General features: G+C 72.5%; 22 protein-coding genes. 11 read left to right on the top strand and 11 right to left on the bottom strand.

Features of this window, described 5'->3' with window-relative positions; all coding sequences use genetic code 11:
* Nucleotides 1-169 precede the first annotated feature (169 nt).
* A complete protein-coding gene (locus AB0C78_RS01450; RefSeq protein WP_360740499.1) occupies nucleotides 170-1,489 on the bottom strand; it encodes an acyltransferase in 1,320 nt (439 codons plus the stop codon).
* Nucleotides 1,486-2,322, bottom strand: a complete 837-nt coding sequence (locus AB0C78_RS01445; protein WP_360740497.1) for a class I SAM-dependent methyltransferase — start codon at nucleotides 2,320-2,322, stop codon at nucleotides 1,486-1,488. Before AB0C78_RS01445 ends, AB0C78_RS01450 begins: the two co-directional genes overlap by 4 nt.
* Nucleotides 2,323-2,584: 262 nt before the next feature.
* Between AB0C78_RS01445 and AB0C78_RS01440 the strand changes: the two genes are divergently transcribed.
* Nucleotides 2,585-3,856, top strand: coding sequence for a DUF3068 domain-containing protein (locus AB0C78_RS01440; RefSeq protein ID WP_360740495.1), 1,272 nt, complete (start codon nucleotides 2,585-2,587; stop codon nucleotides 3,854-3,856).
* A gap of 180 nt (nucleotides 3,857-4,036) precedes the next feature.
* Nucleotides 4,037-5,146, top strand: coding sequence for a nitronate monooxygenase (locus AB0C78_RS01435; RefSeq protein ID WP_360740494.1), 1,110 nt, complete (start codon nucleotides 4,037-4,039; stop codon nucleotides 5,144-5,146).
* A 67-nt stretch (nucleotides 5,147-5,213) separates the two neighbouring features.
* On the opposite strand, the gene AB0C78_RS01430 is transcribed toward AB0C78_RS01435, so the two are convergent.
* On the bottom strand, nucleotides 5,214-5,657 hold the full coding sequence (locus AB0C78_RS01430) for a hypothetical protein (RefSeq protein ID WP_360740492.1): 444 nt from the start codon (nucleotides 5,655-5,657) through the stop codon (nucleotides 5,214-5,216).
* Between the two features lie 149 nt (nucleotides 5,658-5,806).
* Here AB0C78_RS01430 and AB0C78_RS01425 point away from each other — a divergent pair, with 149 nt between their 5' ends.
* Both AB0C78_RS01425 and AB0C78_RS01420 read left to right on the top strand, forming a co-directional pair.
* Entirely contained in the window at nucleotides 5,807-6,439 is a 633-nt protein-coding gene (locus AB0C78_RS01425) for a flavin reductase family protein (protein WP_360740490.1), read from the top strand.
* A 60-nt stretch (nucleotides 6,440-6,499) separates the two neighbouring features.
* On the top strand, nucleotides 6,500-7,558 hold the full coding sequence (locus AB0C78_RS01420) for a hypothetical protein (protein WP_360740488.1): 1,059 nt from the start codon (nucleotides 6,500-6,502) through the stop codon (nucleotides 7,556-7,558).
* A gap of 97 nt (nucleotides 7,559-7,655) precedes the next feature.
* Here AB0C78_RS01420 and AB0C78_RS01415 read toward each other — a convergent pair whose 3' ends face one another.
* The gene (locus tag AB0C78_RS01415) at nucleotides 7,656-8,468 is read right to left on the bottom strand and encodes a crotonase/enoyl-CoA hydratase family protein (protein WP_360740486.1); all 813 of its coding nucleotides are present in this window, start codon (nucleotides 8,466-8,468) and stop codon (nucleotides 7,656-7,658) included.
* 155 nt (nucleotides 8,469-8,623) lie between these two features.
* Between AB0C78_RS01415 and AB0C78_RS01410 the strand changes: the two genes are divergently transcribed.
* From AB0C78_RS01410 to AB0C78_RS01385, 6 genes are all read left to right on the top strand, one after another.
* The gene (locus tag AB0C78_RS01410; RefSeq protein ID WP_360740484.1) at nucleotides 8,624-10,189 is read left to right on the top strand and encodes an acyl-CoA synthetase; all 1,566 of its coding nucleotides are present in this window, start codon (nucleotides 8,624-8,626) and stop codon (nucleotides 10,187-10,189) included.
* On the top strand, nucleotides 10,179-11,108 hold the full coding sequence (locus AB0C78_RS01405) for an OB-fold domain-containing protein (RefSeq protein WP_360740482.1): 930 nt from the start codon (nucleotides 10,179-10,181) through the stop codon (nucleotides 11,106-11,108). Before AB0C78_RS01410 ends, AB0C78_RS01405 begins: the two co-directional genes overlap by 11 nt.
* Complete coding sequence (locus tag AB0C78_RS01400; RefSeq protein WP_360740480.1) at nucleotides 11,108-12,148, top strand: thiolase domain-containing protein; 1,041 nt, start codon at nucleotides 11,108-11,110, stop codon at nucleotides 12,146-12,148. The genes AB0C78_RS01405 and AB0C78_RS01400 overlap by 1 nt, the downstream gene beginning before the upstream one ends.
* The gene (locus AB0C78_RS01395; RefSeq protein ID WP_360740478.1) at nucleotides 12,141-13,298 is read left to right on the top strand and encodes a thiolase domain-containing protein; all 1,158 of its coding nucleotides are present in this window, start codon (nucleotides 12,141-12,143) and stop codon (nucleotides 13,296-13,298) included. The genes AB0C78_RS01400 and AB0C78_RS01395 overlap by 8 nt, the downstream gene beginning before the upstream one ends.
* A 63-nt stretch (nucleotides 13,299-13,361) precedes the next feature.
* Nucleotides 13,362-14,936, top strand: a complete 1,575-nt coding sequence (locus AB0C78_RS01390) for an acyl-CoA synthetase (protein ID WP_360740476.1) — start codon at nucleotides 13,362-13,364, stop codon at nucleotides 14,934-14,936.
* A gap of 247 nt (nucleotides 14,937-15,183) precedes the next feature.
* Nucleotides 15,184-15,654 (top strand): MarR family transcriptional regulator, encoded by a 471-nt coding sequence (locus AB0C78_RS01385; protein WP_360740474.1) that lies wholly within the window; start codon nucleotides 15,184-15,186, stop codon nucleotides 15,652-15,654.
* 64 nt (nucleotides 15,655-15,718) lie between these two features.
* Here AB0C78_RS01385 and AB0C78_RS01380 read toward each other — a convergent pair whose 3' ends face one another.
* Genes AB0C78_RS01380 through AB0C78_RS01370 form a run of 3 tightly spaced genes read right to left on the bottom strand, consistent with a single transcriptional unit; the run spans nucleotide 15,719 to nucleotide 19,263 of the window.
* Nucleotides 15,719-16,312, bottom strand: coding sequence for a TetR/AcrR family transcriptional regulator (locus AB0C78_RS01380; RefSeq protein WP_360740472.1), 594 nt, complete (start codon nucleotides 16,310-16,312; stop codon nucleotides 15,719-15,721).
* Between the two features lie 11 nt (nucleotides 16,313-16,323).
* Complete coding sequence (locus tag AB0C78_RS01375; protein WP_360740470.1) at nucleotides 16,324-18,441, bottom strand: YhgE/Pip domain-containing protein; 2,118 nt, start codon at nucleotides 18,439-18,441, stop codon at nucleotides 16,324-16,326.
* A 33-nt stretch (nucleotides 18,442-18,474) separates the two neighbouring features.
* Nucleotides 18,475-19,263: an ATP-binding cassette domain-containing protein gene (locus AB0C78_RS01370; protein WP_360740468.1), complete on the bottom strand. Its 789-nt coding sequence runs from the start codon at nucleotides 19,261-19,263 to the stop codon at nucleotides 18,475-18,477.
* A gap of 207 nt (nucleotides 19,264-19,470) precedes the next feature.
* Here AB0C78_RS01370 and AB0C78_RS01365 point away from each other — a divergent pair, with 207 nt between their 5' ends.
* Entirely contained in the window at nucleotides 19,471-19,842 is a 372-nt protein-coding gene (locus tag AB0C78_RS01365) for a hypothetical protein (RefSeq protein ID WP_360740466.1), read from the top strand.
* Between the two features lie 99 nt (nucleotides 19,843-19,941).
* Here AB0C78_RS01365 and AB0C78_RS01360 read toward each other — a convergent pair whose 3' ends face one another.
* The 4 genes from AB0C78_RS01360 to AB0C78_RS01345 all read right to left on the bottom strand — a co-directional run bounded on the left by AB0C78_RS01360 (nucleotide 19,942) and on the right by AB0C78_RS01345 (nucleotide 23,676).
* The gene (locus AB0C78_RS01360) at nucleotides 19,942-20,763 is read right to left on the bottom strand and encodes a hypothetical protein (RefSeq protein WP_360740464.1); all 822 of its coding nucleotides are present in this window, start codon (nucleotides 20,761-20,763) and stop codon (nucleotides 19,942-19,944) included.
* 90 nt (nucleotides 20,764-20,853) lie between these two features.
* Nucleotides 20,854-21,630, bottom strand: coding sequence for a hypothetical protein (locus tag AB0C78_RS01355; RefSeq protein ID WP_360740462.1), 777 nt, complete (start codon nucleotides 21,628-21,630; stop codon nucleotides 20,854-20,856).
* An 84-nt stretch (nucleotides 21,631-21,714) separates the two neighbouring features.
* Entirely contained in the window at nucleotides 21,715-22,398 is a 684-nt protein-coding gene (locus tag AB0C78_RS01350; RefSeq protein WP_360740460.1) for a hypothetical protein, read from the bottom strand.
* 543 nt (nucleotides 22,399-22,941) lie between these two features.
* On the bottom strand, nucleotides 22,942-23,676 hold the full coding sequence (locus tag AB0C78_RS01345; RefSeq protein WP_225992363.1) for a TetR/AcrR family transcriptional regulator: 735 nt from the start codon (nucleotides 23,674-23,676) through the stop codon (nucleotides 22,942-22,944).
* Nucleotides 23,677-23,771 lie beyond the last annotated feature (95 nt).

The following is a 23,771-nucleotide window of genomic DNA, read 5'->3' as shown; positions in this document are numbered from 1 at the left end:
GCCGGGAACCGGTTCGGGCTGCTCGACAACCCGTCCAAGCCGGACGGGCTGCTCGGCGACGTCGTGCCTCAGCTGCTCGGGCTGGTGATCGTCGGGCGGGTCGCGGTGGAGCTGTGGCGGCCCCGGCCGCGCGGCGGGCCCGGCGGCGGGTCCGGCGGCCGGATCGAGCTCAGCTGGGCCGCCCCCGGGACGGGGCCCGCCGGGAACGGGCCCGCTCCGGCGGCGCCACCGGGTCCGGAACCGTCCGGCCGGGATCGTCGTGGACGTCGCGCCCGGCGCGCGGGCGGCGCCGGCGCAGCAGCGCCATCACCGGCTTCTCCACCAGGTAGTAGCTCGCCGTCGCCGCTGCGATGGACGCCGCCGCCAGCAGGGGCAGATCCGTCAGGACGTGCCCCCGGTACATCCGGTCCGCCGCGTCGTACCAGGCCAGAAGAATGATCATCTGCCAGAGGAAGACGCCGTAGGAGATCCGGCCGAGGAAGCGCATCACCCGGTTGCCGAGCACCCCCTCGATCACCGGATGCCCGGCGGGCGCGAACGCGATCGGCGCGACCAGCGCGGCCGCGACGAGCCCGAACACGACCAGGTGCAGGACGGACGTCCACAGCGCGTCCGGCGTCTGCAGCGTGTAGGGGCCGGTCGCGGGCGTCGCGGCGACCACGTACAGCATCGCCGCCGCCGCCCAGCACGCGCCCCACGAGTCGACGACGGCCCGGCACATCGCCGCGACCGGGCGCCGCTGGTCCAGCCGGGCCCACACCGTCACGACGGCCATGGCCATGCCGATGGCGAACCATACAAAGAAGTGCGGCAGCCACAGGCCCATCTGCTTGTGCCGGTCCGGCACGAACATGAAGACCACGTAGACGAACGAGAGCGCCCCGTACACGCCGATCGCGCGCAGCAGCCGTTTCGCCCGCACGCCCGGGTCTCGCGTCGGGACCCGTTTGGCGTACCAGGCCAGCAGCGGCGCGGTCAGCGGCAGCAGCGCGTACCAGCTGACCTCGACCACCAGGCTCCATGTCTGCCCGATCCGGGGTGGGCCGAGGCCGCCGCCCCACCAGGGGTGCGACAGGTACGTCTGCGTCAGCGTCAGCAGCGAGCCCCACGTCAGAGGGTCGCTGAGATGCGCGCGCGCGGACGTGACCATGAAGACGACGATCAGCGCCCAGTACGCGGGCATGATCCGCAGCGCGCGCTTGAGCAGGTACCCGCCGACGCGCGGAGAAGCCCGCCCGTCCAGCACCGCCGCCGCCCACGGGCGGTAGAGCAGCAGGCCGGACAGCGTGAAGAAGATCGGCACGCCGACCTGGCCGCCGTTGAACAGCCAGCCGGAGCCGCCTTCCCGGGTCATCGCCCCCGAGGCGCTCGCCACGTGGAACGCCAGGACGGCCAGCGCCGCGAGCGCCCGGACGCCGTCCAGCGCGTCCTGGTGCCCGGAGATCGGCGGCGGGGCGGGCCCGGCGGCCTGCGGCGGCGCCGGCCTCACGGGCCCGTCTTCCGCAGCACGAGCAGCAGGTTCCAGGTCGCGATCTCTCGAAGGCCGGGGACCCGGACGATCCCGGACGCCCAGCGCGGCAGGTAGCGCGGCACCGCGGCCACGACCTCGACGTCGCCGTTGCCGCGCGCCCAGGCGAGCGCCGCCGACACCGACACCGGGTACAGGCTCTCGCCGAACCGGTTCCTCGGCGGGCGTCCCGTGCGGCGCTCGTACCGGCGGGCGGCCCGGTCGCCGCCGAGGTAGTGCCAGGGCGACGTCTCGTGGCCGCCCCACGGGGACAGCCAGTTGGTGAACGACAGGAACACCAGGCCGCCCGGGCGCGTCACCCGGACCATCTCCCCGGCCATCCGCCACGGGTCGGGGACGTGCTCAAGGACGTTGGACGAGAAGCACACGTCGACCGAGCCCGTCCGGTACGGCAGGGCGAGCGCGCTGGCGACGAGCGTGTTCGGCGCTGGAGGGCCGAGCGCGGTCAGTTCCTTGATGTCGTGGTCGATGCCGGTGCAGCGCGCCCCAGCGTTCTCCAGCGCGCGTGCGAACTGGCCGAGACCGGTCCCCACATCGACGATGGTGGCGCCGTCCAGGCGGGTGTAGGTGCTGAGCTGGGCGACGGTGTCCTGCGCCATGAGCCCGTAGAAGTACTCCGGATCGGTGCCCTCGCGCCGGAACGCGCTGAACAGCCGGAGGCACCGGCCGAACGTGGCGCGGTGGCCCGGCGCGGCACCGCCGTCCCGCTCAGGGCGGGGGTCCTGCTCGGCGCGACCGTCCTGCTCGGGGCGGGGGTCCTGCTCGGGCGCCGAGGCAGCTGCCGGCGAGTCCATGGGCAACCTCACGGATCACGGGGAGTACAGGCGGAGCTTACCGGCCGGTATGCGGTCGCCGGGAGGCGTCGCCGGCGGGCCCGGTCGGGGATGCGCCGACCGCGCCCGCGGGCCATGACCAATATGGGAAGATTCTTCGGATTCGCACGATGAGTGGTCGATGCTATTGGACGGCCGGTTTGGCAAGTCCTGTAGCCTGACCGGGCACGCCGGATTCCGGCCTCACGGCCCGGGGAGACGGACCGCAGTCCCGGAGGTGTTCATGCGGCGACCGGTGGTCGGCCTGATCCTGATCGGCCTGGGCGCCTTCTTTCTCGCGCTCGCGCCCATGGTCCGGTTCTACGTGGCCGACCAGGTGGTCCAGGCCCCGCTGAACCGCTACCAGGTCACCCGGCTGGAGTCGCCGAACAGCACCTACTTCGACCAGTCCGACCTGAAGCTGAAGAACGGCGTCACGCTGCGGGCCAACAACACCATCCGCGGCGACGTGCGGGCCAACGGCGGCAACAACAAGATCGCCGTCTGGGACTCCACCACCGACATCTACGACCAGGCCAAGCCCGACACCCCGGTGCAGATCCAGAAGTTCCGGATCGCGTTCGACCGCCGGACGGGCGTCCTCGTCAACTGCTGCGGCGCCAACGTCGAGGGCGACAGCACCGTCCGCATGTCCGGGTACGGGCTGCTGTTCCCGATCGGCAACGTGCAGAAGCGCGACTACCCGTTCTTCGACATGACCACCAAGCAGCAGGCGCCGATGCGGTTCGGCGCCGTCGAGCGGGTGCACGGCCTCGCGACCTACCGGTTCACCCAGCAGATCCCGCTGACCAAGACCGCCGCGCTGGACACCAAGATGCCGGCGACCATGCTCGGGCTGCCCGCGAGCAAGGGCGACCAGAAGGTCGACCGCTACACCGAGGCCTACAACACGATGTGGGTCGACCCGCGCACCGGCATCCCGGTCAAGCAGCGCGAGAACATCCGCAGCTGGGTGCAGACGCCGGACGGCAAGGGCAAGATGCTCGTCGCGCAGGCCGACCTCGTCACCCTGGAGAAGGACCAGCGCGGCCTGGTCTCGATGTCGGACAAGACGGCGCTGCAGATCGACCTGGTGCGCAGCTACATCCCGGCCGCCGCGGTGTTCTTCGGCCTGGTGATGCTGCTGGCCGGCGGCCTGCTCGGGCTGATGCGCGACCGGACGCCGCCGCCCGTCGAGGCGCCCCGCCGCGCCGACGGCAAGTTCGGCGACGCGGGACCGCCCGCGCCGCCGGCCGCCCCCGGTTCCGCCGGGGCCACCGCTGCCGCCGGCGCGCCGGCTCCCGGCGCGCCCGCCCCGCCCGCTTCGGCCCCGCAGGGTTCCGCCGCGCCGGGTTCCGCCGCCGCCCCGCCGGGCTCGTTCGCGGCCCGCGCCGCCGCCCGGCCCGCGGGCGCTGCGGACTCTCCCGCCGTGGCGCCGTCCCAGGGCGCCAAGCCGCAGGCGCGGCGCGCGCCGTCCGACGGCCGCCAGCGCCGGCTGCCGTCCCGGCGCCGCTGAACGCCCCTCCGCCAGGCCCCGCCGCCCCGTCCGGCCGCGGGGCCTTCACGTGTCTCCGCCTTCGCTGATACGTGTTCTAGCGCCCGCCGCACGCCCTGGACCGCCTGTTCTGCAGGCTTCCGCGATTTCCTTAACTAGAACCTGTTGCAGTTTTGCGTGGACGCGCCTAGGGTCGAGGCTGTGCGGACACGAGTCACCGAACAATTCGGCATCGAGTACCCGATCTTTGCGTTCAGTCACTGCCGCGACGTCGTCGCGGCGGTGAGCCGCGCCGGCGGCATGGGCGTCCTCGGCGCCCTGTACTTCACCCCCGAGGAGCTCGAGCTCGAGCTCAAGTGGATCGACGAGCACGTCGGCGGCAAGCCGTACGGCGTGGACGTGGTGATGCCCGCCAAGTACGAGGGCGCCGACCTCGGCGACGCCGAGGAACTGGTCGGCAAGCTCCAGGGCATGATCCCGGCCGAGCACCGCAGGTTCCTGGAGGAGCTGCTCGAGGAGCACGGCGTCGAGCCGTCCACCGAGAGCGCGAGCAAGGTGCTGCTCGGCTGGACCGACCAGACCGCCCGGCCGCAGGTCGAGATCGCCCTCAAGCACCCGATCGCGCTGCTGGCGAGCGCCCTCGGCCCGCCCCCGGCGGACGTCGCGGAGCTGGCCCACCAGCACGGCGTCAAGGTCGGCGGCCTGGCCTCCAACGCGCGGCACGCCCGCAAGCAGGTCGAGGCCGGCGTCGACATCATCATCGCGCAGGGCACCGAGGCCGGCGGCCACACCGGTGACGTGTCCACGATGGTGCTGATCCCCGAGGTCGTGGACGCGGTCGGCGAGGACACCATCGTCCTCGCGGCGGGCGGCATCGGCCGCGGCCGGCAGATGGCCGCCGGCCTCGCGCTCGGCGCCGACGGCGTCTGGACCGGGTCCATCTGGCTGACCGTGGACGAGGCCGACACCCCCGAGCGGGCGCTGCCGAAGCTGCTCGCGGCCACCTCCCGGGACACCGTCCGGTCCCGCGCCTGGACCGGCAAGCCCGCCCGGTTCCTCAAGACCGCGTGGACCGAGGCGTGGGAGAGCGAGAAGTCGCCCGGCTACCTGCCGATGCCGATGCAGTTCATGCTGATCGCCGACGCGCTGCCGCGCATCGCCCGGTCCGGCGACGGCGAGCTGGTCACCTTCCCGGTCGGCCAGATCGTCGGCTCCATGAACCAGGTGAAGCCGGCCGCCCAGGTCGTCTACGACCTGATCGAGGAGTACGTCGAGTCGATCGAGCGGCTGAACTCGATCACCGAAGGCTGACCCCCACCAGGGCAGGGACGGCGGCCGGGGCGCACAGCGCTCCGGCCGCCGCCGCCTTTCCGCGGGGTCAGAACCGGGTCATCCACGACAGGGCCCGCGCGATGACGTAGTACACGACACCCGCGATGGCCCAGTTGATGTAGAGCTGCTCCTTCGGGTCCGTCCGCGTGAAGACGTCGTGGAACGGCGTCGCGAGCCAGCGGCCGGTGTTGAGCGTCGCGTGCACCAGGTCGTTGCCCGGATTGGCGCCGCCCCAGGTCAGCAGCATCCCGAGGGCGAGGATGAACGCCGCGGCCCAGCCCGCCGCCAGGATCATCGCGCTGACCGGGTTGTGCCGGGTGCGAAGCCATCGCCGCGGCCTGCGCACCACGACGGTCTTTCCGGCGCTCTCGGCCGGGGGCGCCGCCGCCGGCGTGCGCCGGGGCCAGGCCCACCGTCTCCGGGGCTCCGCCGGGGGCTCGTCGGCCGCCGTCCGCCCGCGTCCCAGGTACCGTCCTATCTGGAGAGCCATCGCCTGCTCATCCCTTCCATGACCGGCTTGCGTCCAGCCGTGCCACGGACAGGCCCCCGCAAACGCCACCCCCCTTTACGGACGGCCCGATACCACCCGCGATCACATTTCCACCGGCGTCGAAACGACCCCGCCCTACGCTGCGGCTCATGGAAGCCGCAGCCGCCGAGCAGGCCGCCCACGTCGCGATCGAGCCCAGCATCCTGTATTTCGGCACGCCCGTCGTCCTGCTGTCGACGGAGAACGAGGACGGCACGCCCAACCTCGCGCCGATGTCGTCGGCCTGGGCCCTCGGCCGGACGGTCGTGCTCGGGCTCGGCGCCGAGGGGCAGACCGCGCGCAACCTCCGGCAGCGACCCGAACTGGTGATCAACGTGCCCGGCCCGGACCAGTGGCGGGCCGTGGAGCGGCTGGCGCCGCTGACCGGACGCGACCCGGTGCCCGCGGCCAAGGCGGGCGTCTTCCGGTTCGAGCGCGACAAGTTCGCCGCCGCCGGGCTGCGGCCCGAGCCGTCCGAGACCGTGGGCCCGTCGCGCGTCGCCGAGTGCCCGCTGCAACTGGAAGCCCGCGCCGAACGGGTGGGTCCCGGGGCGTCCGGCGACTTCGTCATCGTCGAAGCCGCCGTCCTGCGCGTGCACGCCGACCCGCGCATCGTCGTCCCCGGCACGCACCACGTCGACCCGGCCGAGTGGAGCCCGCTCATCTACAACTTCCGCCACTACTTCGGCCTGGGCCCCGAACTAGGCCACACCTTTCGCAGCGAGACCCCACGAACCCCCTAGCCCGGAACCGGCCACTCCACCGCATGCCCCCCATCCAGCACCGCCGCTAGCCTCGCCCTCATGCCCCCGCCCCCTGCCCCGGAGCCCCTCGTCCTCCGGCCGTCGGTCCTGCGCTGGGCGGTGTGGAACGCGGCGCTCGCCGCCGTGCTCCTGTTCGTCCTGGCCTTGCTGGTCGTCGGCGGTACCTGGGCGCTCGCTCTGCTGCCGCTCGCGCCCGCGGTCGTCCCGTGGCTGGTCTCGTCGAGCCGGATGCCGCCCTGGCGGCGGACGCTCGTCGACGCCCACGGCGTGACGATCCACGGCGGCAGGACCAATGGGCGGATTCCCTGGGCCGACATCGGCGGGATCTCGTTCCTCCCGCGAGGCGCGGGACCGCCGGGCTACGGGCTCTTCTTCCATGCGCACGGCGCTTTGGTGCCCGCGCCATACCGGAGCTTCGGACTGTTCGCCCGAGGCAGGAGGATGGACGCGCTCCTCGAGGACCTCCTCGCAAGGTCCGGTCCGCACCGCGCCCATATCCGCGCCTGGGCGCCTGGTCCCTGGGTGAGAGCGGGGGCACGGGTCGCCACGTGCATGCTGGCGGCCGTCCTGGTGGGCGGTACTTTCCTCATCGTTCAGGTCGCCAGCCCGTGGACGCAGCCCTGGTGGCCCGGACGCGACGAGGCGAGCCGGCTCCCCGCCGGATGCGCCTTACTCGACCAGGCGGTGCTCGCACGCTACGTCCCGGGTGCCTCGGCCGCCGGCGACGGACCCGTCGGCGCGGACGCGTCCGACGACCGGACGTGCGCGTGGGGCACCGACCACGGGCCGCCGAAGCTGGGCGTGCAACTGGAGCGGTCGCCGCGCGGGATCGGCGCCGGAGGCGGCGCGTCGGAGCGCGCGCACCATCTCTTCCGCCTCCGGGCCGACGCGACCTGCCCGTCCCGGACTCCGGGCCTCGGCGACGAGGCGTGCACCGGAGTCGACGGGGACGGGGACCAGGCACGGGCCCGGGTCGTCGTCCGGCGAGGGAACGTGCTGGTCACGGTGGACTACACCGTCGCCGAGCCGGCCGCGCAGGCGTCCTCCGACGCGCGCCGGCTGGCCGGCCTCGTCCTGTCCTCCGTCACCTTCGAGTGACGGAGACACGGCACCGGGGCGGCCGGCCGCCTCCCGTTCATCCAATGCCGCGGAGGCGGCGGCTTCGGCGGCGTCCAGGGCCTCCGGCGAGGCGGCACTATTTGCCGTGGTAGATGGGGGTGCGCTTCTCCTTGAAGGCCTTGGAGCCCTCCTTGGCGTCCTCGGTGGTGAAGACGGGCCAGCCGATCTCGTCGGAGACCTTGAGGGCCTCCTCCTCGGGGAGGTGCTCGGTCTCGCGGACGGCGCGCAGGATGGCCTGGACGGAGAGGGGCGCGCAGGCGGCGATCTGGTCGGCCATCTCGCGGGCGGCGGTGAGGGCCTGGCCGTCGGGGACGACCTTGTTGATCAGGCCCATGGCGAGGGCCTCCTGTGGGGTCACCTCGCGGGCGGTGAGGAGGATGTCGAGGGCGGCGGCGTAGCCGATCTGGCGGGGGAGGCGGACGGCGGAGCCGCCCATCGGGAACAGGCCGCGCTTGGCCTCGAAGAGGCCGAGGGTGGCGCCTTCGGCGACGACCCGCAGGTCGGTGCCGGTGAGGAGCTCCGTGCCGCCGGCGACGGCGTAGCCCTCGATGGCGCAGATGAGCGGCTTGGTGGGGCGGCCGTCGCGCAGCAGGCCCTTCCAGTGGTAGTCGGGGATCTGCGCGGCGCGCTCGGCGACGCGGGGGTCGGACGGCGGCTGCGACATGGCCTTGAGGTCGGCGCCCGCGCAGAAGGTGCCGTCGGCTCCGGTGAGGATGCCGACGCGGACCTCGGGGGTGTCGGACATGTAGGCCCAGGCGTCGGCGAGGCCGACCAGCATCGCGGTGCTGAGCGCGTTGCGCGCCTCGGGCCGGTTCATCGTGACGATGACGACGTGGCCGTCCCGCTCGACGGTGCAGTGCTCGGTGCTGATCGGCAGCAGCTCGGCCATGGATGTCCTCCTGCGATGGGCAAAACAAGAACAGATTCTAGTTAAGGCGATGCGCTACCGGTAGGGGTTGCCCTGCAAAACGAGAACGTGATCTACTTTGGTCGCCGGGCGCCGCCGGCAGGCGGTGCCCACCGTGATCACGCAAGGGAGATCCGATGGGGTCGTTGGGCTTTTGGCGGTTGGCGCAGGCCGATCCCGAGTGGGTCGCCGCCGTCGATCCGGACGGCACGCAGTACTCCGCGGGCGACCTGCTGGCCCGCTCGAACCGGCTCGTCCACGGGCTCCGCGAGCTCGGCCTGAAGGACGGCGACGGCATCTGCGGGCTGGTCCCGAACGGCGTCGAGGGGCTCGTCCTCTATCTGGCGGCGCTCCAGGCGGGCTGGTACTACACGCCGATCAACTGGCATCTGACCGGCCCGGAGATCGGCTACATCGTCGCCGACAGCGAGGCCAAGGCGTTCTTCGTGCACGAGCGGTACGCCACCGAGGGCGTGCGCGCCGCCGACGAGGCGGGGCTCGAGGCGCACCGCCGGTTCGGGTTCGGGGACGTCGAGGGCTTCCGGCCGTACGCCGAGCTCGTCGACGGGCGGCCGGACACGCAGCCGGAGAACCGCAGCGCCGGCGCGACGATGCACTACACGTCCGGGACGACGGGCCGGCCGAAGGGCGTCAAGCGGGCGCTGACCGGGCTCGACCCGGACGACAGCGCCGAGCTGATGACGTTCCTGCTGGCGCTGTTCGGGATGACGCCGGGACGGCCGGCGGGCGGCGAGCACCAGGCGCACCTGATCACCTCGCCGAACTACCACACCGCCGTCACCCAGTTCGGCGGGTCCGCGCTGCAGATGGGCCACACCCTCGTCTACATGGACAAGTGGGAGGCCGAGGAGACGCTGAAGCTGATCCAGGAGCACCGCGTCAGCAACACCCACATGGTCCCGACGCACTTCAAGCGGCTGCTGGCGCTGCCGGAGGACGTCCGCGCCAAGTACGACGTGTCGTCGATGAAGTGGGCGATCCACGCGGCGGCGCCGTGCCCGGTGCCGATCAAGCAGCAGATGCTCGACTGGTGGGGCGACTGCATCTGGGAGTACTACGCGGCCACCGAGGGCGGCGGGACGATCGCCAGCCCGCAGGACTGGCGCGCCCACCCCGGGACGGTCGGCAACGCCTGGCCGATCAGCGAGCTGCTGATCGTCGACGACGACGGCAACGAGGTCCCGACCGGGCGGCACGGCACCATCTACATGAAGATGGCCGGCGTCCAGTTCGAGTACAAGGGCGACAAGGAGAAGACGGAGAAGAACCGGCTCCGCGACTTCTTCACGGTCGGCGACATCGGCTACCTGACCGAGGACGGGTTCCTGTTCCTGTCCGACCGCAAGGCCGACATGATCATCTCGGGCGGGGCGAACATCTACCCGGCCGAGATCGAGAACGAGATCACCCTGCACCCCAAGGTCGCGGACGTCGCCGTGTTCGGGATCCCCGACGACGAGTGGGGCGAGCAGATCAAGGCCGTGGTGGAGCCCGCCGAGGGCGTCGAGCCGGGGCCCGAGCTGGCCGAGGAGATCCTCAAGTCCCTCGAGGGCCGGCTGGCGAAGATGAAGTGGCCGAGGACCATCGACTTCATCGAGACCATGCCGCGCGAGCCCAACGGCAAGCTGCTCAAGCGCAAGCTGCGGGACCCGTACTGGAAGGACCGCGACAGTGCCATCTGACATCAACCACGTCGTCGAGTTCCCCGGCGGCTACACCCGCTCGGTGGGCCCGGTGATCGGGCGCTTCCTGAGCGAGCTGCGCGACGGCCGGCTGGTCGGCGTCCGCACGGCCGCGGGCCGGGTGCTCGTCCCGCCGGCGGAGTGCGACCCGGAGACCGGCGAGGACGTCACAGGCGAGTTCGTCGAGGTCGGCCCCGCCGGGACCGTGACGACCTGGTCGTGGGTGCCGAACCCGGCGAAGGAGCACCCGTTCGACCGGCCGTTCGCGTGGGCGCTGATCCGCCCGGACGGCGCCGACACCGCGCTGCTGCACGCCCTCGACCTCGGCGTCTTCGAGGCGGGCGCGAAGCCGCCGAAGGTGCTGAAGACCGGGATGCGGGTGCGGCCGAAGTACCGCGCGGAGCGGACCGGGACGATCGGCGACATCGAGTGCTTCCTGCCCGAGGTCACGATGATCAACCCGCAGGCGAGCCTGGAGTTCCGGCTGAAGGGCGGCAAGGCGCTCGGCCGGTTCCTCGACGGCATCGCGGAGGGCCGCATCATCGGGCAGCGGTGCCCGGTGTGCGAGAAGGTCATCGTCCCGATGAAGGGGTTCTGCACGCGCGACGGCGTGCCGACGACCGAGGAGGTGGAGCTGCCCGACACCGGCACCGTCACCACCTTCGCGGTCAACAACATCCCCGACCCGCGCGCCCCCGAGGTGCCGTTCGTGTCCGGCTACGTCCTGCTGGACGGCGCGGGCCTGACGATGCTGACGCTCATCGCGGGCGTCCCCGCCGACCAGGTGCGGATGGGCATGCGGGTGAAGGCGGCGTGGCGGCCCCGCGAGGAGTGGGACCGGTCGATGGCCAACATCAAGTGGTTCGAGCCGATCGACGAGCCCGACGTCCCCTTCGAAGAGATCAAGGACTTCATGTAATGCGTGATGTCGCAGTCGTCGCGTTCGCACAGAGCCATCACAGCGCCGAGGACCAGGGGCTCGCGGAGACCGAGATCGTCCTGCCGGTGATCACCGAGATCAAGGAGCGGACGGGCCTGTCCCGCTTCGGGTTCACCTGCTCGGGCTCGTGCGACTACCTGCAGGGCGCGCCGTTCGCGTTCGTGTCCGCGCTCGACACGCTGGGCGCGTGGCCGCCGATCTCCGAGAGCCACGTCGAGATGGACGGCGCGTGGGCGCTGTACGAGGCGTGGGTGAAGCTCCAGATCGGCGCGATCGACACCGCGCTGGTGTACGGGTTCGGCAAGTCGTCCCAGGGCGACCTGCGCGCGATCATGAACCAGCAGCTCGACCCGTACACGCTGGCGCCGCTCGGCGTCGACCAGGTGTCGATGGCCGCCATGCAGGCCCGCGCGTACATGGACAAGGCGGGCGTGAAGGAGGACGACCTGCGCGCCGTCGCGGCGCGGTCCCGGGCGTCCGGCCGCGACAACGAGTTCGCGCTGCACCTGCCGGACCCCGAGGGCGACGACTACGACGTCGCGCCGCTGCACCCCTACGACGTCGCGCCCGTCACCGACGGCGCGGCGGCGATCGTCCTCGCCGCCGGCGACAGGGCGCGGGAGCTGTGCGAGCGGCCCGCGTGGATCACCGGGATCGACCACCGCACCGAGCCGCACGCCCTCGGCGTCCGGGACCTCACCCGGTCCGAGGCCGCCCGGCTCGCGGGGGAGAAGGCCGGCGCGGCCGGGGTCGAGGTCGCGGAGCTGCACGCCCAGTTCAGCCACGAGGAGCTGATCCTGCGCGAGGCGCTCGGCCTGGGCGACGGCGTGACGGTCAACCCGTCCGGCGGGGCGCTGTCGGCGAACCCGGTGATGGCGGCGGGCCTGATCCGCATCGGCGAGGCCGCGTCCCGCATCCACGACGGGACGGCGTCCCGGACGCTCGGGCACGCCGCGTCCGGCCCCTGCCTGCAGCAGAACCTCGTCTGCGTGATGTCGGGAGAGAAGAACAATGGCTAACCCCTGTGCGGTCATCGGCGTCGGGCAGACCCAGTACAAGACCAAGCGGCTGGACGTGTCGATGGCGGGCCTGCTCCGCGAGGCGGCCCGCCGCGCCCTCGACGACGCCGGGCTGACCTGGAAGGACATCGACGCCGTCGTGGTCGGGAAGGCGCCCGACCTGTTCGAGGGCGTGGTGATGCCGGAGCTGTTCCTGGCGGACGCGCTCGGCGCGACCGGCAAGCCGCTGATGCGGGTGCACACGGCGGGCTCGGTCGGCGGGTCCACGGCGATCGTCGCGGCGAACCTGATCCAGTCCGGCGTGCACGAGCGGGTCCTCACGATCGCGTGGGAGAAGCAGTCGGAGTCGAACGCGACGTGGGCGCTGACGGTGAACGGGCCGTTCACGACGTCCCTGGTCGTCGGCGCGGGCGGCTACTTCGCGCCGCACATCCGCGCCTACATGGCGCGGTCCGGCGCGCCCGACCACATCGGCACGCTCGTCGCGGTGAAGGACCGGCAGAACGCGCTGCGGAACCCGTACGCGCACCTGAAGATCCCCGGCATCTCCCGCGAGATGGTCGAGTCGACGCCGATGCTGTGGGAGCCGATCCGCTACCTGGAGACCTGCCCGTCGTCCGACGGCGCCTGCGCGATGGTGCTGGCGTCCGAGGACGCGGCGAAGAAGGCGCCGGGCAAGCCGGCGTGGGTGCACGGCACGTCGATGCGGTCGGAGCCGATGCAGTTCGCGGGCCGCGACAGCGTCAGCCCGCAGGGCGGCAAGGACGCGGCGGCGGACGTGTACCGGCAGGCCGGTATCAGCGACCCGCGCCGCGAGCTGGACTGCGCCGAGGTGTACGTGCCGTTCTCCTGGTACGAGCCGATGTGGCTGGAGAACCTCGGGTTCTGCGGCGACAACGAGGGCTGGAAGCTCACCGAGGCCGGCGCGACCGCGTTCGACGGGGACATCCCGTGGAACCCGTCGGGCGGCGTGCTGTCGTCCAACCCGATCGGCGCGTCCGGGATGATCCGGTTCGCGGAGGCCGCGCTGCAGGTCCGCGGGCAGGCCGGCGAGCACCAGGTGGACGGGGCGCGCCGCGCCCTCGGCCACGCCTACGGCGGCGGCGCCCAGTTCTTCGCGATGTGGGTCGTCGGCGCCGAGAAGCCGTAGGCTCCCGTTTCCCCTTCTTGTCCGTGTTCCGTTAGGCGCGACCAGACCTCCGGAGGACGTCCGATGGAGTACAACCACGCTGACCTGTTCGAAGGAGTCGCGGACGCGATCGGGGACCGCGTCGCGGTGGTCTGCGGCGACCGGCGGCTCACCTACGCCGAGCTGGACGAGCACGCCAACCGGCTCGCGCACCATCTGGAGTCGGCGGGCGTGCGGCCCGGGCAGCACGTCGCGATGCAGCTGTACAACGGCGTCGAGTACGCGGCGGCGCTGCTGGCGGCGCTGAAGATCCGGGCCGTGCCGATCAACGTCAACTACCGGTACGTGGAGAGCGAGCTCCTCTACATCTACAAGGACTCCGACAGCGTCGCGCTGCTGTACGACGTGGAGTTCGAGGACCGGGTCGCCGCGACGGTCCCGGAGGCGCCGGAGCTGCGGCACCTGATCGCCGTGGGGGGCGCGCCGTCGATCGACGGCGCCGTCCCCTACGACGAGGCGCTGGCGGCGCAGCCGGGGACGCGCGGGTTCCCGGCCCGCTCCGCCGACGACACCTACATCATCTACACGGGCGGGACGACCGGGATGCCGAAGGGCGTCATGTGGTCGACCGAGCAGATGCTGCTGGCGTTCTGGAACCCCACGTTCCCGCGTCCGGAGAAGCCGGAGGACGTCGTCGACCTGGCCCGCAACGGCGGTCCGATGATCATGATGCCGATCGCGCCGCTGATGCACGGCGCCGCGCAGATGGCCACGTGGATCGCCTGGTTCATGGGCGCGACGCTGGTCTACGCGCGCAAGTTCGACGCGGCGGGGATCTGGCGGACGATCGAGCGGGAGAAGGTCAACTCGCTGACGATCACCGGCGACGCGATGGCGATCCCGATGGCGGAGGAGCTGGCGCGCGGCGGGTACGACACGTCGTCGCTGCTGGCGTTCGTGTCGACGGGCGCGATCCTGACCGGGACGGTCCGCGACCGGATCCAGAAGCTGCTGCCGAACACGATGATCCTCGACCGGTTCGGGTCGACGGAGTCGGGCTCGACGGCGGAGGCGACGGCGGGCTCCACGCCGGAGAAGGGCCTGAAGTTCGCGCCGGACGTGGAGAACGTGACGGTCCTGGACGACGCGCTCCAGCCGGTGAAGCCGGGGTCCGGCGTGATCGGGCAGGTGGCGCGCACCGGCTACATCGCGCACGGCTACTACAACGACCCGGAGAAGACGGCCCGGACGTTCCCGGTCGTCGACGGGAAGCGGTGGCTGCTCACCGGCGACATCGCCACCGTCGAGGAGGACGGGACGATCGCCGTCTACGGGCGGGGGTCGCAGGCGATCAACACCGGCGGCGAGAAGGTGTTCCCGGAGGAGGTCGAGGCCGTCCTCAAGGGGCATCCGGGCGTGTACGACGCGGTGGTGACGAGCGTTCCGGACGAGCGGTGGGGCAACCGGGTCGCGGCGGTGATCCAGCCGTCGGGCGACCGGCCGTCGGCCGAGGAGCTGGACGCGCACTGCCGCAAGGAGCTGTCGGGGTACAAGGTGCCGCGCGTGTACGCGTTCGTGCCGGAGATGAAGCGGTCGCCGGCCGGGAAGGCGGACTACCGGTGGGCGAAGCAGGTCGCCGGCGAGGCCGACGGCGGCTGATCAGCGTCGGGGGCGAGGGGGCCGGATAGGGGGCGGCCCCGAACCTTCGTGGGATCCGGGGCCAGGAGCGGACCGCCTGTTTAGTGGTCCTAACAAAAACCAGTTTAGTGGCGTTCCGTTCCGCCCCGGTTCCTCCGCGGTGTCTCGTGCGACACAGCCGGAGACCGTCCCCCGGCTGGTCCGCTCCGCGCGCGGAGCATTAGACTGAGCCTCTCTATTTCAGAGAAAAGAAGACGAGGGGTGGGGCGTGGCGATCCCGGACCGCGAGCGGATGATGGCGGAACTGCAGGCGGGGATGCAGCGCTCCACGATGTTCACCGTGCTGCTGCACCACGCGACCGCGAGCAAGGCGGGGATGAACGTCACCGACGCGCAGTGCGTCAACGCGCTCACCCTCGACGGCCCGCAGACCCCCGGCCGGCTCGCCGAGCTGATGGGCATCACCACCGGCGGCGCCATCACCGCCGTGATCGACCGGTTGGAGAAGGCCGGCTACGTCAAGCGGACCCGCGACCCCGACGACCGCCGCCGCGTGATCGTCGAGCTCGTCCCGGAGAACGTCGCCCGGTTCGGCGAGTACTTCGAGCCCATCGCCCGCGTGTTCCGCGAGCGCCTCGCGTCCTACAGCGACGAGCAGATCGCCGTCCTCCTCGACTGGATCAGGTCCAACAACGCCGCCATGCCCGGCGTGATCGAGCAGGTCCGCGACCTGCCCTGACGCGCGGCCTCCCCGACGCGGCCTCCTGGAGGCGCGGCCTGCCCTGACGCGCGGCCGCCGGGCCTCACCGGGCGGTGAGGCGGCCCCGCAGCAGGTCCATCAGGGTGGCGTGGACGTCGGCGAAGGAGCGGTCCGGGTCGAGGGCGCGCCAGTCGAGCGCGACGGTCAGCACCATGCCGAACACCGCGGACGCGGCGGTGCCGGTGTCGAGGTCCGCGCGCAGGTCGCCCGCCTCGACGGCGGCGCGCAGCACGTCCGCGACCACGCCGATGGCGCGTTCCCGGATGAGCCGGGCGGTGTGCTGCCAGTCGCCGCCCGACCGCCACGTCTCGGCGATCAGCAGCCGCGCGAACGACTCGTGCTCGCCGATGAACGCCAGCTCGGCGCTCACCACCGCCTCCAGCGCGTCCAGCGGCGGGCGGCCGGACGCGGCGTCCCGCAGCGCGCCGGCGAGCCGGTCCACCCCGTACTCCAGCAGCGCCGCGAACAGCGCCGCCTTGCTGCCGAAGTTGTAGTAGACGGTGCCCTTCGCGACGCCGGCGCGCTCGGCGATCTGGTCGACGGTGGTGGCGGCGAGCCCGCTCTCGGCGATCAGCTCGATCGCCGCGGTGAACAGCTTCTCCCGGGTCGCGCTGCGCGCCACGTGCCTGCCTCCCACGGTCGGGCCTTCTACAGCTCCAGCGCCGGGTGCAGGCGCTTCATCGTCCACACCCGGTTGTGCCGGACGGCCAGGGCGGTGAGCGCGAGCCCGCCGGCCAGGAACGCGACCAGCACCGCACAACCCTGCCATACCGAGGTCAGGTCGCCGCCACTGATCAGGTGGCGGACGGCGTCGACGACCCACGGCATCGGCAGCCACGGCCGGATCGCCTGGAAGAAGCCGGGGCTCGTCTCGATCGGGTAGGTGCCGGCGGCGGAGGTGAGCTGGAGCATCAGCAGCGCCAGCGCGATGATCCGGCCGATCGGCCCGAACCGGGCGTTCACCCACTGGATCACGGCGAGGAACGCGGCGGACGCCAGCGCCAGGAAGCCGGCGAGCCCGGCCCAGTGCTCGGCGCGCAGGCCGAGCGCGAAGTGCAGGACGGCCAGCACGACGCAGGCCTGCGCGGCGCCGATCACGGCGGCGGGCAGCCATCCGGCGAGGGCGACGCGGCGGCCCGGCGCCGTGCCCGCGAGCGCGCGCGGGTTCAGCGGCCGCAGCAGCATGTAGATGATCATCCCGCCGACCCAGAGGGACAGCGGCACGAAGAACGGCGCGAAGCCGGTGCCGTAGTTCGGGGCCTTGTTCTCCGTCGACGACGCCAGCCGCACGGGGTTGCTCATCATGTCGTCGCGCGCGTTCCGCTCGCCGTCGCTGTAGGACGGGATCTGCGCGACGCCTTCGTGCAGGCCGTGGGCGAGTTGCTGGTTGCCGTCGGCGATCTGCGCGAGGGCCGTCTCCAGCGTCACCGCGCCGCCGGACAGCCGCCCGAGCCCGCCCTCCAGCTGGCCGGCGCCGCCCGACAGTGCGCCGAGACCGCTCGTGAGCTGCGACGATCCGGACAGCAGCTGCCCGGCGCCCGCGTTCACCTGCTTGGTCCCGGCGTTGAGGCGGTCGACGTCGCGGCGCGCCTTCTCGACCTTCGCGGCGAGCGTCGGGGCGTCCTTGGCGAGCCTGCGGGCGGCGGTCCCGACCGTCCGGGCGTCGGCGGCGACCTTGCGCAGGTCGCCGGTGTGGTCGCGGACGTAGCCGTCGACCTGCCGGGCGACGGTGACGACCTGCGCAGCGGCCCGGGTGAGGTCCTGCCGGACGTTCGCCGGGACCTCGGGGTGCGCGGCGAGGTAGGTCTCCAGCTCGGCCTGAGCCTTCTCGGCCTGCTTCACGGCGGCGCCGGTCTGCTCGGGCAGCCGTCCGGCGCCGTCGGCGAGGACGTCCGCGCCTTGCGCGACGAGCAGCGCGGCCTGCCTGATCTCCGGCGCGCGGTCGCGCAGCAGCGGGACGAGCGTGTCGCCGGCCCTGTCGACGGTCGTGGTCAGCTTCTGCATGCCGGCCGCGACCTGCCCGGTCCCGGTGCGCAGGTCGTCCAGCCCGGACGTGAGCCGCCCGCTGCCAGACCGGGCCTCGTCGATGCCGCCCTTGAGCTTCCCGGCGCCGGCCTTCGCGTCGCCCGCGCCCTTCGCGAGCTTCCCGGCACCGTCGTGCGCCTGCCCGGACCCGTCGGCGAGCTCGCCCGCGCCCTCGGCGGCCTTGCCGAGCTTCGTGTGGAGCTTGTCGAACGACAGGAAGATCTGGTCCAGGTAGCCGCGCACCGCGTTCCCGCCCGCGGCGGCGCTGATCTCCTTGAACGCGGCCTGCGCGAGCGTCCCGACGACGTAGTTGTTCGCGTCGTTCATCTGCAGCCGGAGCCCCGCCGCCGTCGGCGTCCCGCTCCCGGACGGCGACGCGATGCGCGCGCTGAAGTCCGCCGGGATCGTCAGCGACATGTAGTACTTCCCGGAGCGGACGCCCTTCGCGGCCTTCTCCGCCGAGACGGTCTTCCAGTCGAAGACCTGCCGCTTCTTCAGCTCGTCGGCGAGGTCGGCGCCCGCGTGCACGGTCTTCCCGCCGGCCGTGGCGGGCCGGTCCTCGACGACGAGCGCCACCGGCACGTGCCGCAGCCGGGCGTACGGGTCCCAGAAGGACCAGAGGTAGAGACCGGCATAGAGCAGCGGCAGCAGCACCAGCCCGGCCAGCGCGATGCGGGTCAGCCGGTTCCGGGCGAACCGGCGCAGTTCCAGACCGCCCGGCGTCAACGCGGGAAGCCTCATCGGGGGGATCTCCCTGTGTCTGAAGGGGTTCGGCTAGGAGAGGTGGACGACGGTCTGGGCGATGCCCATGGCCGGGGCCGGGTCGTGGCAGGTGGCGATGACGGTGACGCCGGAGTCGGCGATCGCGCGCAGCCGCCGCCAGAGCGCGCGCTGCCGGTCGGCGGGCAGGCCCTCGTCGACGTCGTCCAGCAGCAGGAGGCGGGGGGCGCCGACGAGCGCGAGCGCGGCGCCCAGCAGCTGCGCCTCGTCGGGGTCGAGGTCTTCGGCGAGCGTGCGGGGCTCGGCGTCCAGGCCCGCGCGGCCGAGGGCGGCGCGCATCCGGGCGTTCCGGCCCCGGAACCGGCCGAGGATCCCCTCGTGCAGCGCGAGGGCCTCGCGCACGTGCTCCCGGACGGTCAGCGCCGGATCGAGCCCGGTCACCCCCGGGACGATCCCGAGCGCCGCGATCCGCTGGACGGCCCGCAGGTCGTCCAGCGCGAGCCCGCCGACGGTGCCGGTGCCGGCGGCCGGCTTCATGCGGCCGCCGAGGGCCAGCAGGAGGGCGGTGCGCCCGGACCCGGCGATGCCGCTCACCGCGGCGAGGGTGCCGGCGGGGACGTCCAGGTCGACGTCCCGGAACACCCACCCGCGGGAGCCGCGCAGCGACAGCCCGCGGGTGCGGACGGCCGCCGCCGTGCCGTGCGCGGCGGCGCCGCGTCCGGCGGCGGCGCCGCGTCCGGCTCCGGGACGGCCCCCGCCAGTCCCGGAGCCGCGGGAGGGTCCAGAGACGGCCGCGGCGGTCCCCCCGGCCGCGGCGACCGCCCCTGGAGTCTCGGATGCCATCGGTACCTCCGCGGAGCGTTTTTGAACTGACCGGTCAGTGCAAAGATAGCTCTCGCTGGAAACCGAACACACCCGACGAATCGGTGACATCAGACACGTGACCGCTCTACCGGCCGCCACACAGGTCAGCGGGCGTGACCTCGGTCACATCGGTTCGCCGCGCCCCGGCACTATTGGACGCATCGTCTGATCTGCCAGACTTCGGGCATGACCGACTCGTCGCGCGCGACGCGCCGCCTCGCCGCCCTCATGGCCGGGATGGGCGCCGCCCACATGATCGCCCCCAGGCCGTTCGACGCGCTCATCCCGAAGCGGCTGCCCGGCAGCGCCCGGACCTGGACCTACCTCAGCGGCGCCGCCGAGCTCGCGTGCGCCGCCGCCGTCGCCTACCCGCGCACCCGCCGCGCGGGCGCCCTCGCCACGGCCGGCCTCATGGCGGCCGTCTTCCCCGCCAACATCAAGATGGCCTACGACTGGCGCGACAAGCCCCTCCCGCTCCGCGCCGCCGCCTACGGCCGCCTCCCCTTCCAGGCGCCCCTCATCGGCTGGGCCCTGCACGTCGCCCGCAAGGCGGGCTGAGCGCGCCCCCTCCGGCCCCGCAGACGCACGGCCGGTCCGCACCGGACGGGGCGGACCGGCCAAAAGCGCAGATGCTTCCGCGCCGCTGCTTTTGCGTCCCTACTTCTGCGCGCCGTACTTCGCGGACGTCTTGGCCAGCGCGGGGTAGCCCTGGTACTTCGAGTACGACTCGAAGATCGCCGTGTTGTTGCCGGCGGCGGACGGCAGGCCCGCGCGGAAGTCGGCGATCCCGTTGAGGATGCCGTTCCAGCCGCAGCCCGACGACTTCGGCACCGCGAACGCGTTGTCGACCGGCGTGGAGGCGAGGACGCCGTCGCCGATGTCGTGCGGGCCGGTCCCGGTGATCGGCTTGTTGGGCGGCGGCGGGTCGGTCGTCACGTAGGTGAGGTTCAGCACGATCGGGTCGGTGTCGCTGCCGATGAAGCAGGTGTCGCCGAGCAGCGGGTTGATCGTCTTGAGCTTGAGCTTGAGGCGCAGCGCGACCGTGCCCTCGGGGGCCAGCTCCGGGTCGGCGGCCAGCTGGGGCTGCGCGCTGATCTGCAGCAGCGGGATGAAGTCCGAGCCCTCGATGCCGAGCACGCCGCCCTTCACCCGCTGCGGCTCGGCCCGCATCGGGCCGAAGACGGCCCAGGGTTCGAGGGTGACCGGGTCGTAGCCGTTCGCCCAGGTCATCTTGATGGGCTGGGTGATCGTCTGGTCGATGTTCCCGATCTTCAGCTCCCCGCCGCCGATCACCGTCACGGTGCACAGCGCGAAGGTCGGGTCGTAACCGGGCGGCAGCTGGTCGGCGGTCGGGCAGTCGCTGAAGTCCAGGCCGGGCGGGACGTCCGCGCTCGCCGGCCGGGACAGGCCGGCGACGGCCAGGGCGGCGAGCCCCGCGCCGAGCGCCGTGGCGGTGAGCCGCCTGAAGGGTGCTCTCATCGTGTCAACTCCATGGGGGGATGAAAGGCCCGCGCCCCACGGCGGGGGAGTGCGGGCGCGGGCCGGTTGCGGCGCTGCCGTCGCGCCGGGCTACGGGAGGTCGGTGTAGGTCTTGTAGGCGACGTACTGGTTGAAGATCGCCGTGTTGTGCCCGGCCGCCGAGGGCAGTCCGGCGTAGAGGTTGACGGCCCAGTTCTCGACGCCGAGATCCAGCCCGCAGCCGTCGGCCTTCGGCACGGCGAAGGCGTTGTCGACCACGGTGGTCTTCAGCACGGTCGGGTTGGTGCCGACGACCTCGGGCGGCGTACCGGAGATCGGGGTGTTCGGCGGAGGCGGGCTCGTCGTGCCGGGCGTGAGGTGCAGCGCGATCGGGTTCGCGTTGGACCCGATGTAGCACTTGCCGCCGAGCAGCGGGTTCTGCACGTTCACCTTGAGGTTCAGGTTCAGCGTGCCGCCGTCGGTGTTCAGACCGCCGGCGTACTGCGGCTGGGCGTAGATGGCCGTGACGAACGGGTCGCCGAACAGCCCCGGCTGCACCTGGAACCGGCTCGCCTTGAACGAGCCGAAGATCGTGTACTCCTCCAGCGTCACGGGGTCGAAGCCGGTGGTGTAGGTGAGCGTGATCGGGGAGGAGATCGTCTCCTTGATGGACCCGAGCTGCATCGACCCGCCGGTGGTGACGGCGACGTTGCACTGCGCGTACGCCGGGTCGGCGCCGGAGGGCAGGGCCGGGCAGGCGGAGAAGTCGAACGACGGCAGGGTGTCGGCGGACGCGGCGGGGGCGGTGGCGATCCCGCCGAGCAGGCCGCCGGTGACGGCGAGGGAGGCGGCGCCGGCCTGGAGGCGGCGGCGGAGGGACAGGCGCATGGGTGCTCCGGGCGAAGAGGGTGGGACGGGCCGTGGGATCACGGCCCGTCCCGTGGGGGTGGGGGTGGGGTCAGAGGGACGGGATCACGGGCCGAGCGTCAGGTCGGCGCCGCCCGGGTCGGTGACGATCTGGAAGTTGCCGTTCGCCGAGGCCGAGGCCGGGCACCTGCTGTCGCCGGAGATGAACTGCAGCGCCTGGCCCGCCAGCTTGCCCTGCCCGTGCGAGTTGGACGGGACGGGCTTGTTGGCGTTGGTCGGGTTGTAGACGTTGATGGTCAGCGGCGTGGAGGTCGTCAGGCCGTAGTGGCACTCCATGCTGGAGATGCCCCAGGCCGGCAGGGTGAGGATGGCCTTGACGTCCACCGAGGCGTTCGGCGCGTTGATGGTGATCGTGCCGTCGCGGTTGCTCGTGTGCGCGGAGTCGTAGTCGACGTGGCCGCCGGTGTACGGCAGGTTGAGCGCGGTGACCGTGGTGGTGCCGCCGCGGTTGTTCGTGCAGCCGGTCAGCGACACGCTGTTGAGCTGCCCGCCGGTGCCGTCGGACTTGGTGTAGGCGCCGAGGGACGCGCCGGTGCAGGTGTTGATGATCGAGCCGAGGCTGCTGAGCCCGGACAGGGTCACGTTGCCGAGGTTGGTGGCGAGCACGTTCCCGGTGTAGGGCGAGCCGCCGGAGGTGATGGTGCCGGACGCGAACGCGGAGCCGGTCATGCCGATGAGCAGCGCGGTCGAGCCGATGAGCGGAATGGCGATTTTGCCGAGCTTTCTCATGCTGTCTCTTTCAGGGTGGGAGACGCGGGAGCGCGGGCGTCCGCACGGCCTGGGCCCGGGGCCGCGTCGGTGGACGCCGCGGCAACCGGACAGAATCATGAATGACGGCGTTCATCAAGAGGGGGGCCATTCCGGCGCGGCCCTCGACCGGGTTTCAGCTTTCGGGTTATGGCGCCGGTCGGTGTCCGAATATGACCGACGCTCCGGTGTGATAGCGGTCACGCTGCGTGGAGGCGGCCGGCGAACGCGCAGGTGCGCGGTGACCGGGTGGCCGCACCGGATCTGACTGGCCGGTCATTCCGGTTCCCGGTCCGGCTGGCCGTATCCGGCCACCGGTTTCGCCGACCTTCCCGGCGACCGCTGGCATCGCGGGCTTCAACTGGACCAATGCGCCCTGCCGCCGCCCCGCCGCCGCTGCGGGCGGGCGGCGGGCCGGTCCGGGCGGGGCGCGCCGGACGCTAATGAAAAACGTCTGCGTTTCTGGAATTTGCGCGCCCGCTGCCAACTCCCGCGCGCCCGCCGGAATGGCCGCCGGCCGCCGCCCTACTCGCTCCGGGACGGCTGCGCCTCCCGCGCGGCGGATTCCGGTTCGCGGGCCGGGGCGTCCGGGCCCCAGCGCTCCGGGTCCGGCGCCGCGAACGTGTAGAGCAGGCCGTCGCGCAGTCCGGGCAGGCTTTCGGTCTCGCCGCGCGCGATCCGCGAGTACGCGACCTGGTAGATCCCGCCGACGATGGTCTCCGCCATCAGCTCCGGGTTCGGGTAGTGCGGGAACAGCTCGTGCATGTTGTCCGTCACGACCTGCGCGAACGCGGCCAGCGCCCGGTCGCGGCGCTCGGCCGCGAGCGGGCCCGCCGACATCGACTCCACCACGCACATCCGCGCCGCGCGCGGATTTTCGGACAGGTAGCCCAGCAGCGCGCCCAGGCTCGCGCGCACCCGGCCGGGCGCGTCCGGCTCGCCCTGATAGGCCTCGACCACGCGGTCCATCATCTGCTCGACGATGACGTCACTGGCCCGCAGAAAGGCGTCGTCCTTGTTCTTGAAATGGACGTAGAACGTCGCCCGGGAAACGCCCGCATTGGCGATGATGGAATCGACGGTCAGGCTGCGGTATCCGGCGGTCCCGGCGATTTCCACGACGGCGGCGAGAATGCGCGCGACCTGGTGCCCGGCGACGTAGTCGCGGGACAGCCGGTGCCGCCCGGAGGGGAGCCGGCCGGGCGCCCGCCCGCGTCCGTCCGCGCCGTCCCGCTCCATGCCGCCCCTTCGCGTCGCCACTCCGGCGGATCGTCTCATGCCGCGACCCGCCCGCCCAGAGCCCGCGACACCGCCGGGCCGTGGCGTGCCGCCCTCGTCCCGTACGGCACGAGGGC

The organism is Actinomadura sp. NPDC048394 (assembly GCF_040651755.1).
Classification (GTDB): domain Bacteria; phylum Actinomycetota; class Actinomycetes; order Streptosporangiales; family Streptosporangiaceae; genus Spirillospora; species Spirillospora montaniterrae.
This window is presented reverse-complemented; position numbering and strand designations above follow the sequence as displayed.

Bases quoted from the DNA above. Each gene is read 5' to 3' on its own strand.
- AB0C78_RS01445 (WP_360740497.1), bottom strand. From the start codon at position 2,322: ATGGACTCGCCGGCAGCTGCCTCGGCGCCCGAGCAGGACCCCCGCCCC.
- AB0C78_RS01440 (WP_360740495.1), top strand. From the start codon at position 2,585: ATGCGGCGACCGGTGGTCGGCCTGATCCTGATCGGCCTGGGCGCCTTC.
- AB0C78_RS01430 (WP_360740492.1), bottom strand. From the start codon at position 5,657: ATGGCTCTCCAGATAGGACGGTACCTGGGACGCGGGCGGACGGCGGCC.
- AB0C78_RS01425 (WP_360740490.1), top strand. From the start codon at position 5,807: ATGGAAGCCGCAGCCGCCGAGCAGGCCGCCCACGTCGCGATCGAGCCC.
- AB0C78_RS01420 (WP_360740488.1), top strand. From the start codon at position 6,500: ATGCCCCCGCCCCCTGCCCCGGAGCCCCTCGTCCTCCGGCCGTCGGTC.
- AB0C78_RS01415 (WP_360740486.1), bottom strand. From the start codon at position 8,468: ATGGCCGAGCTGCTGCCGATCAGCACCGAGCACTGCACCGTCGAGCGG.
- AB0C78_RS01410 (WP_360740484.1), top strand. From the start codon at position 8,624: ATGGGGTCGTTGGGCTTTTGGCGGTTGGCGCAGGCCGATCCCGAGTGG.
- AB0C78_RS01400 (WP_360740480.1), top strand. From the start codon at position 11,108: ATGCGTGATGTCGCAGTCGTCGCGTTCGCACAGAGCCATCACAGCGCC.
- AB0C78_RS01395 (WP_360740478.1), top strand. From the start codon at position 12,141: ATGGCTAACCCCTGTGCGGTCATCGGCGTCGGGCAGACCCAGTACAAG.
- AB0C78_RS01390 (WP_360740476.1), top strand. From the start codon at position 13,362: ATGGAGTACAACCACGCTGACCTGTTCGAAGGAGTCGCGGACGCGATC.
- AB0C78_RS01375 (WP_360740470.1), bottom strand. From the start codon at position 18,441: ATGAGGCTTCCCGCGTTGACGCCGGGCGGTCTGGAACTGCGCCGGTTC.
- AB0C78_RS01370 (WP_360740468.1), bottom strand. From the start codon at position 19,263: ATGGCATCCGAGACTCCAGGGGCGGTCGCCGCGGCCGGGGGGACCGCC.
- AB0C78_RS01365 (WP_360740466.1), top strand. From the start codon at position 19,471: ATGACCGACTCGTCGCGCGCGACGCGCCGCCTCGCCGCCCTCATGGCC.
- AB0C78_RS01360 (WP_360740464.1), bottom strand. From the start codon at position 20,763: ATGAGAGCACCCTTCAGGCGGCTCACCGCCACGGCGCTCGGCGCGGGG.
- AB0C78_RS01355 (WP_360740462.1), bottom strand. From the start codon at position 21,630: ATGCGCCTGTCCCTCCGCCGCCGCCTCCAGGCCGGCGCCGCCTCCCTC.
- AB0C78_RS01350 (WP_360740460.1), bottom strand. From the start codon at position 22,398: ATGAGAAAGCTCGGCAAAATCGCCATTCCGCTCATCGGCTCGACCGCG.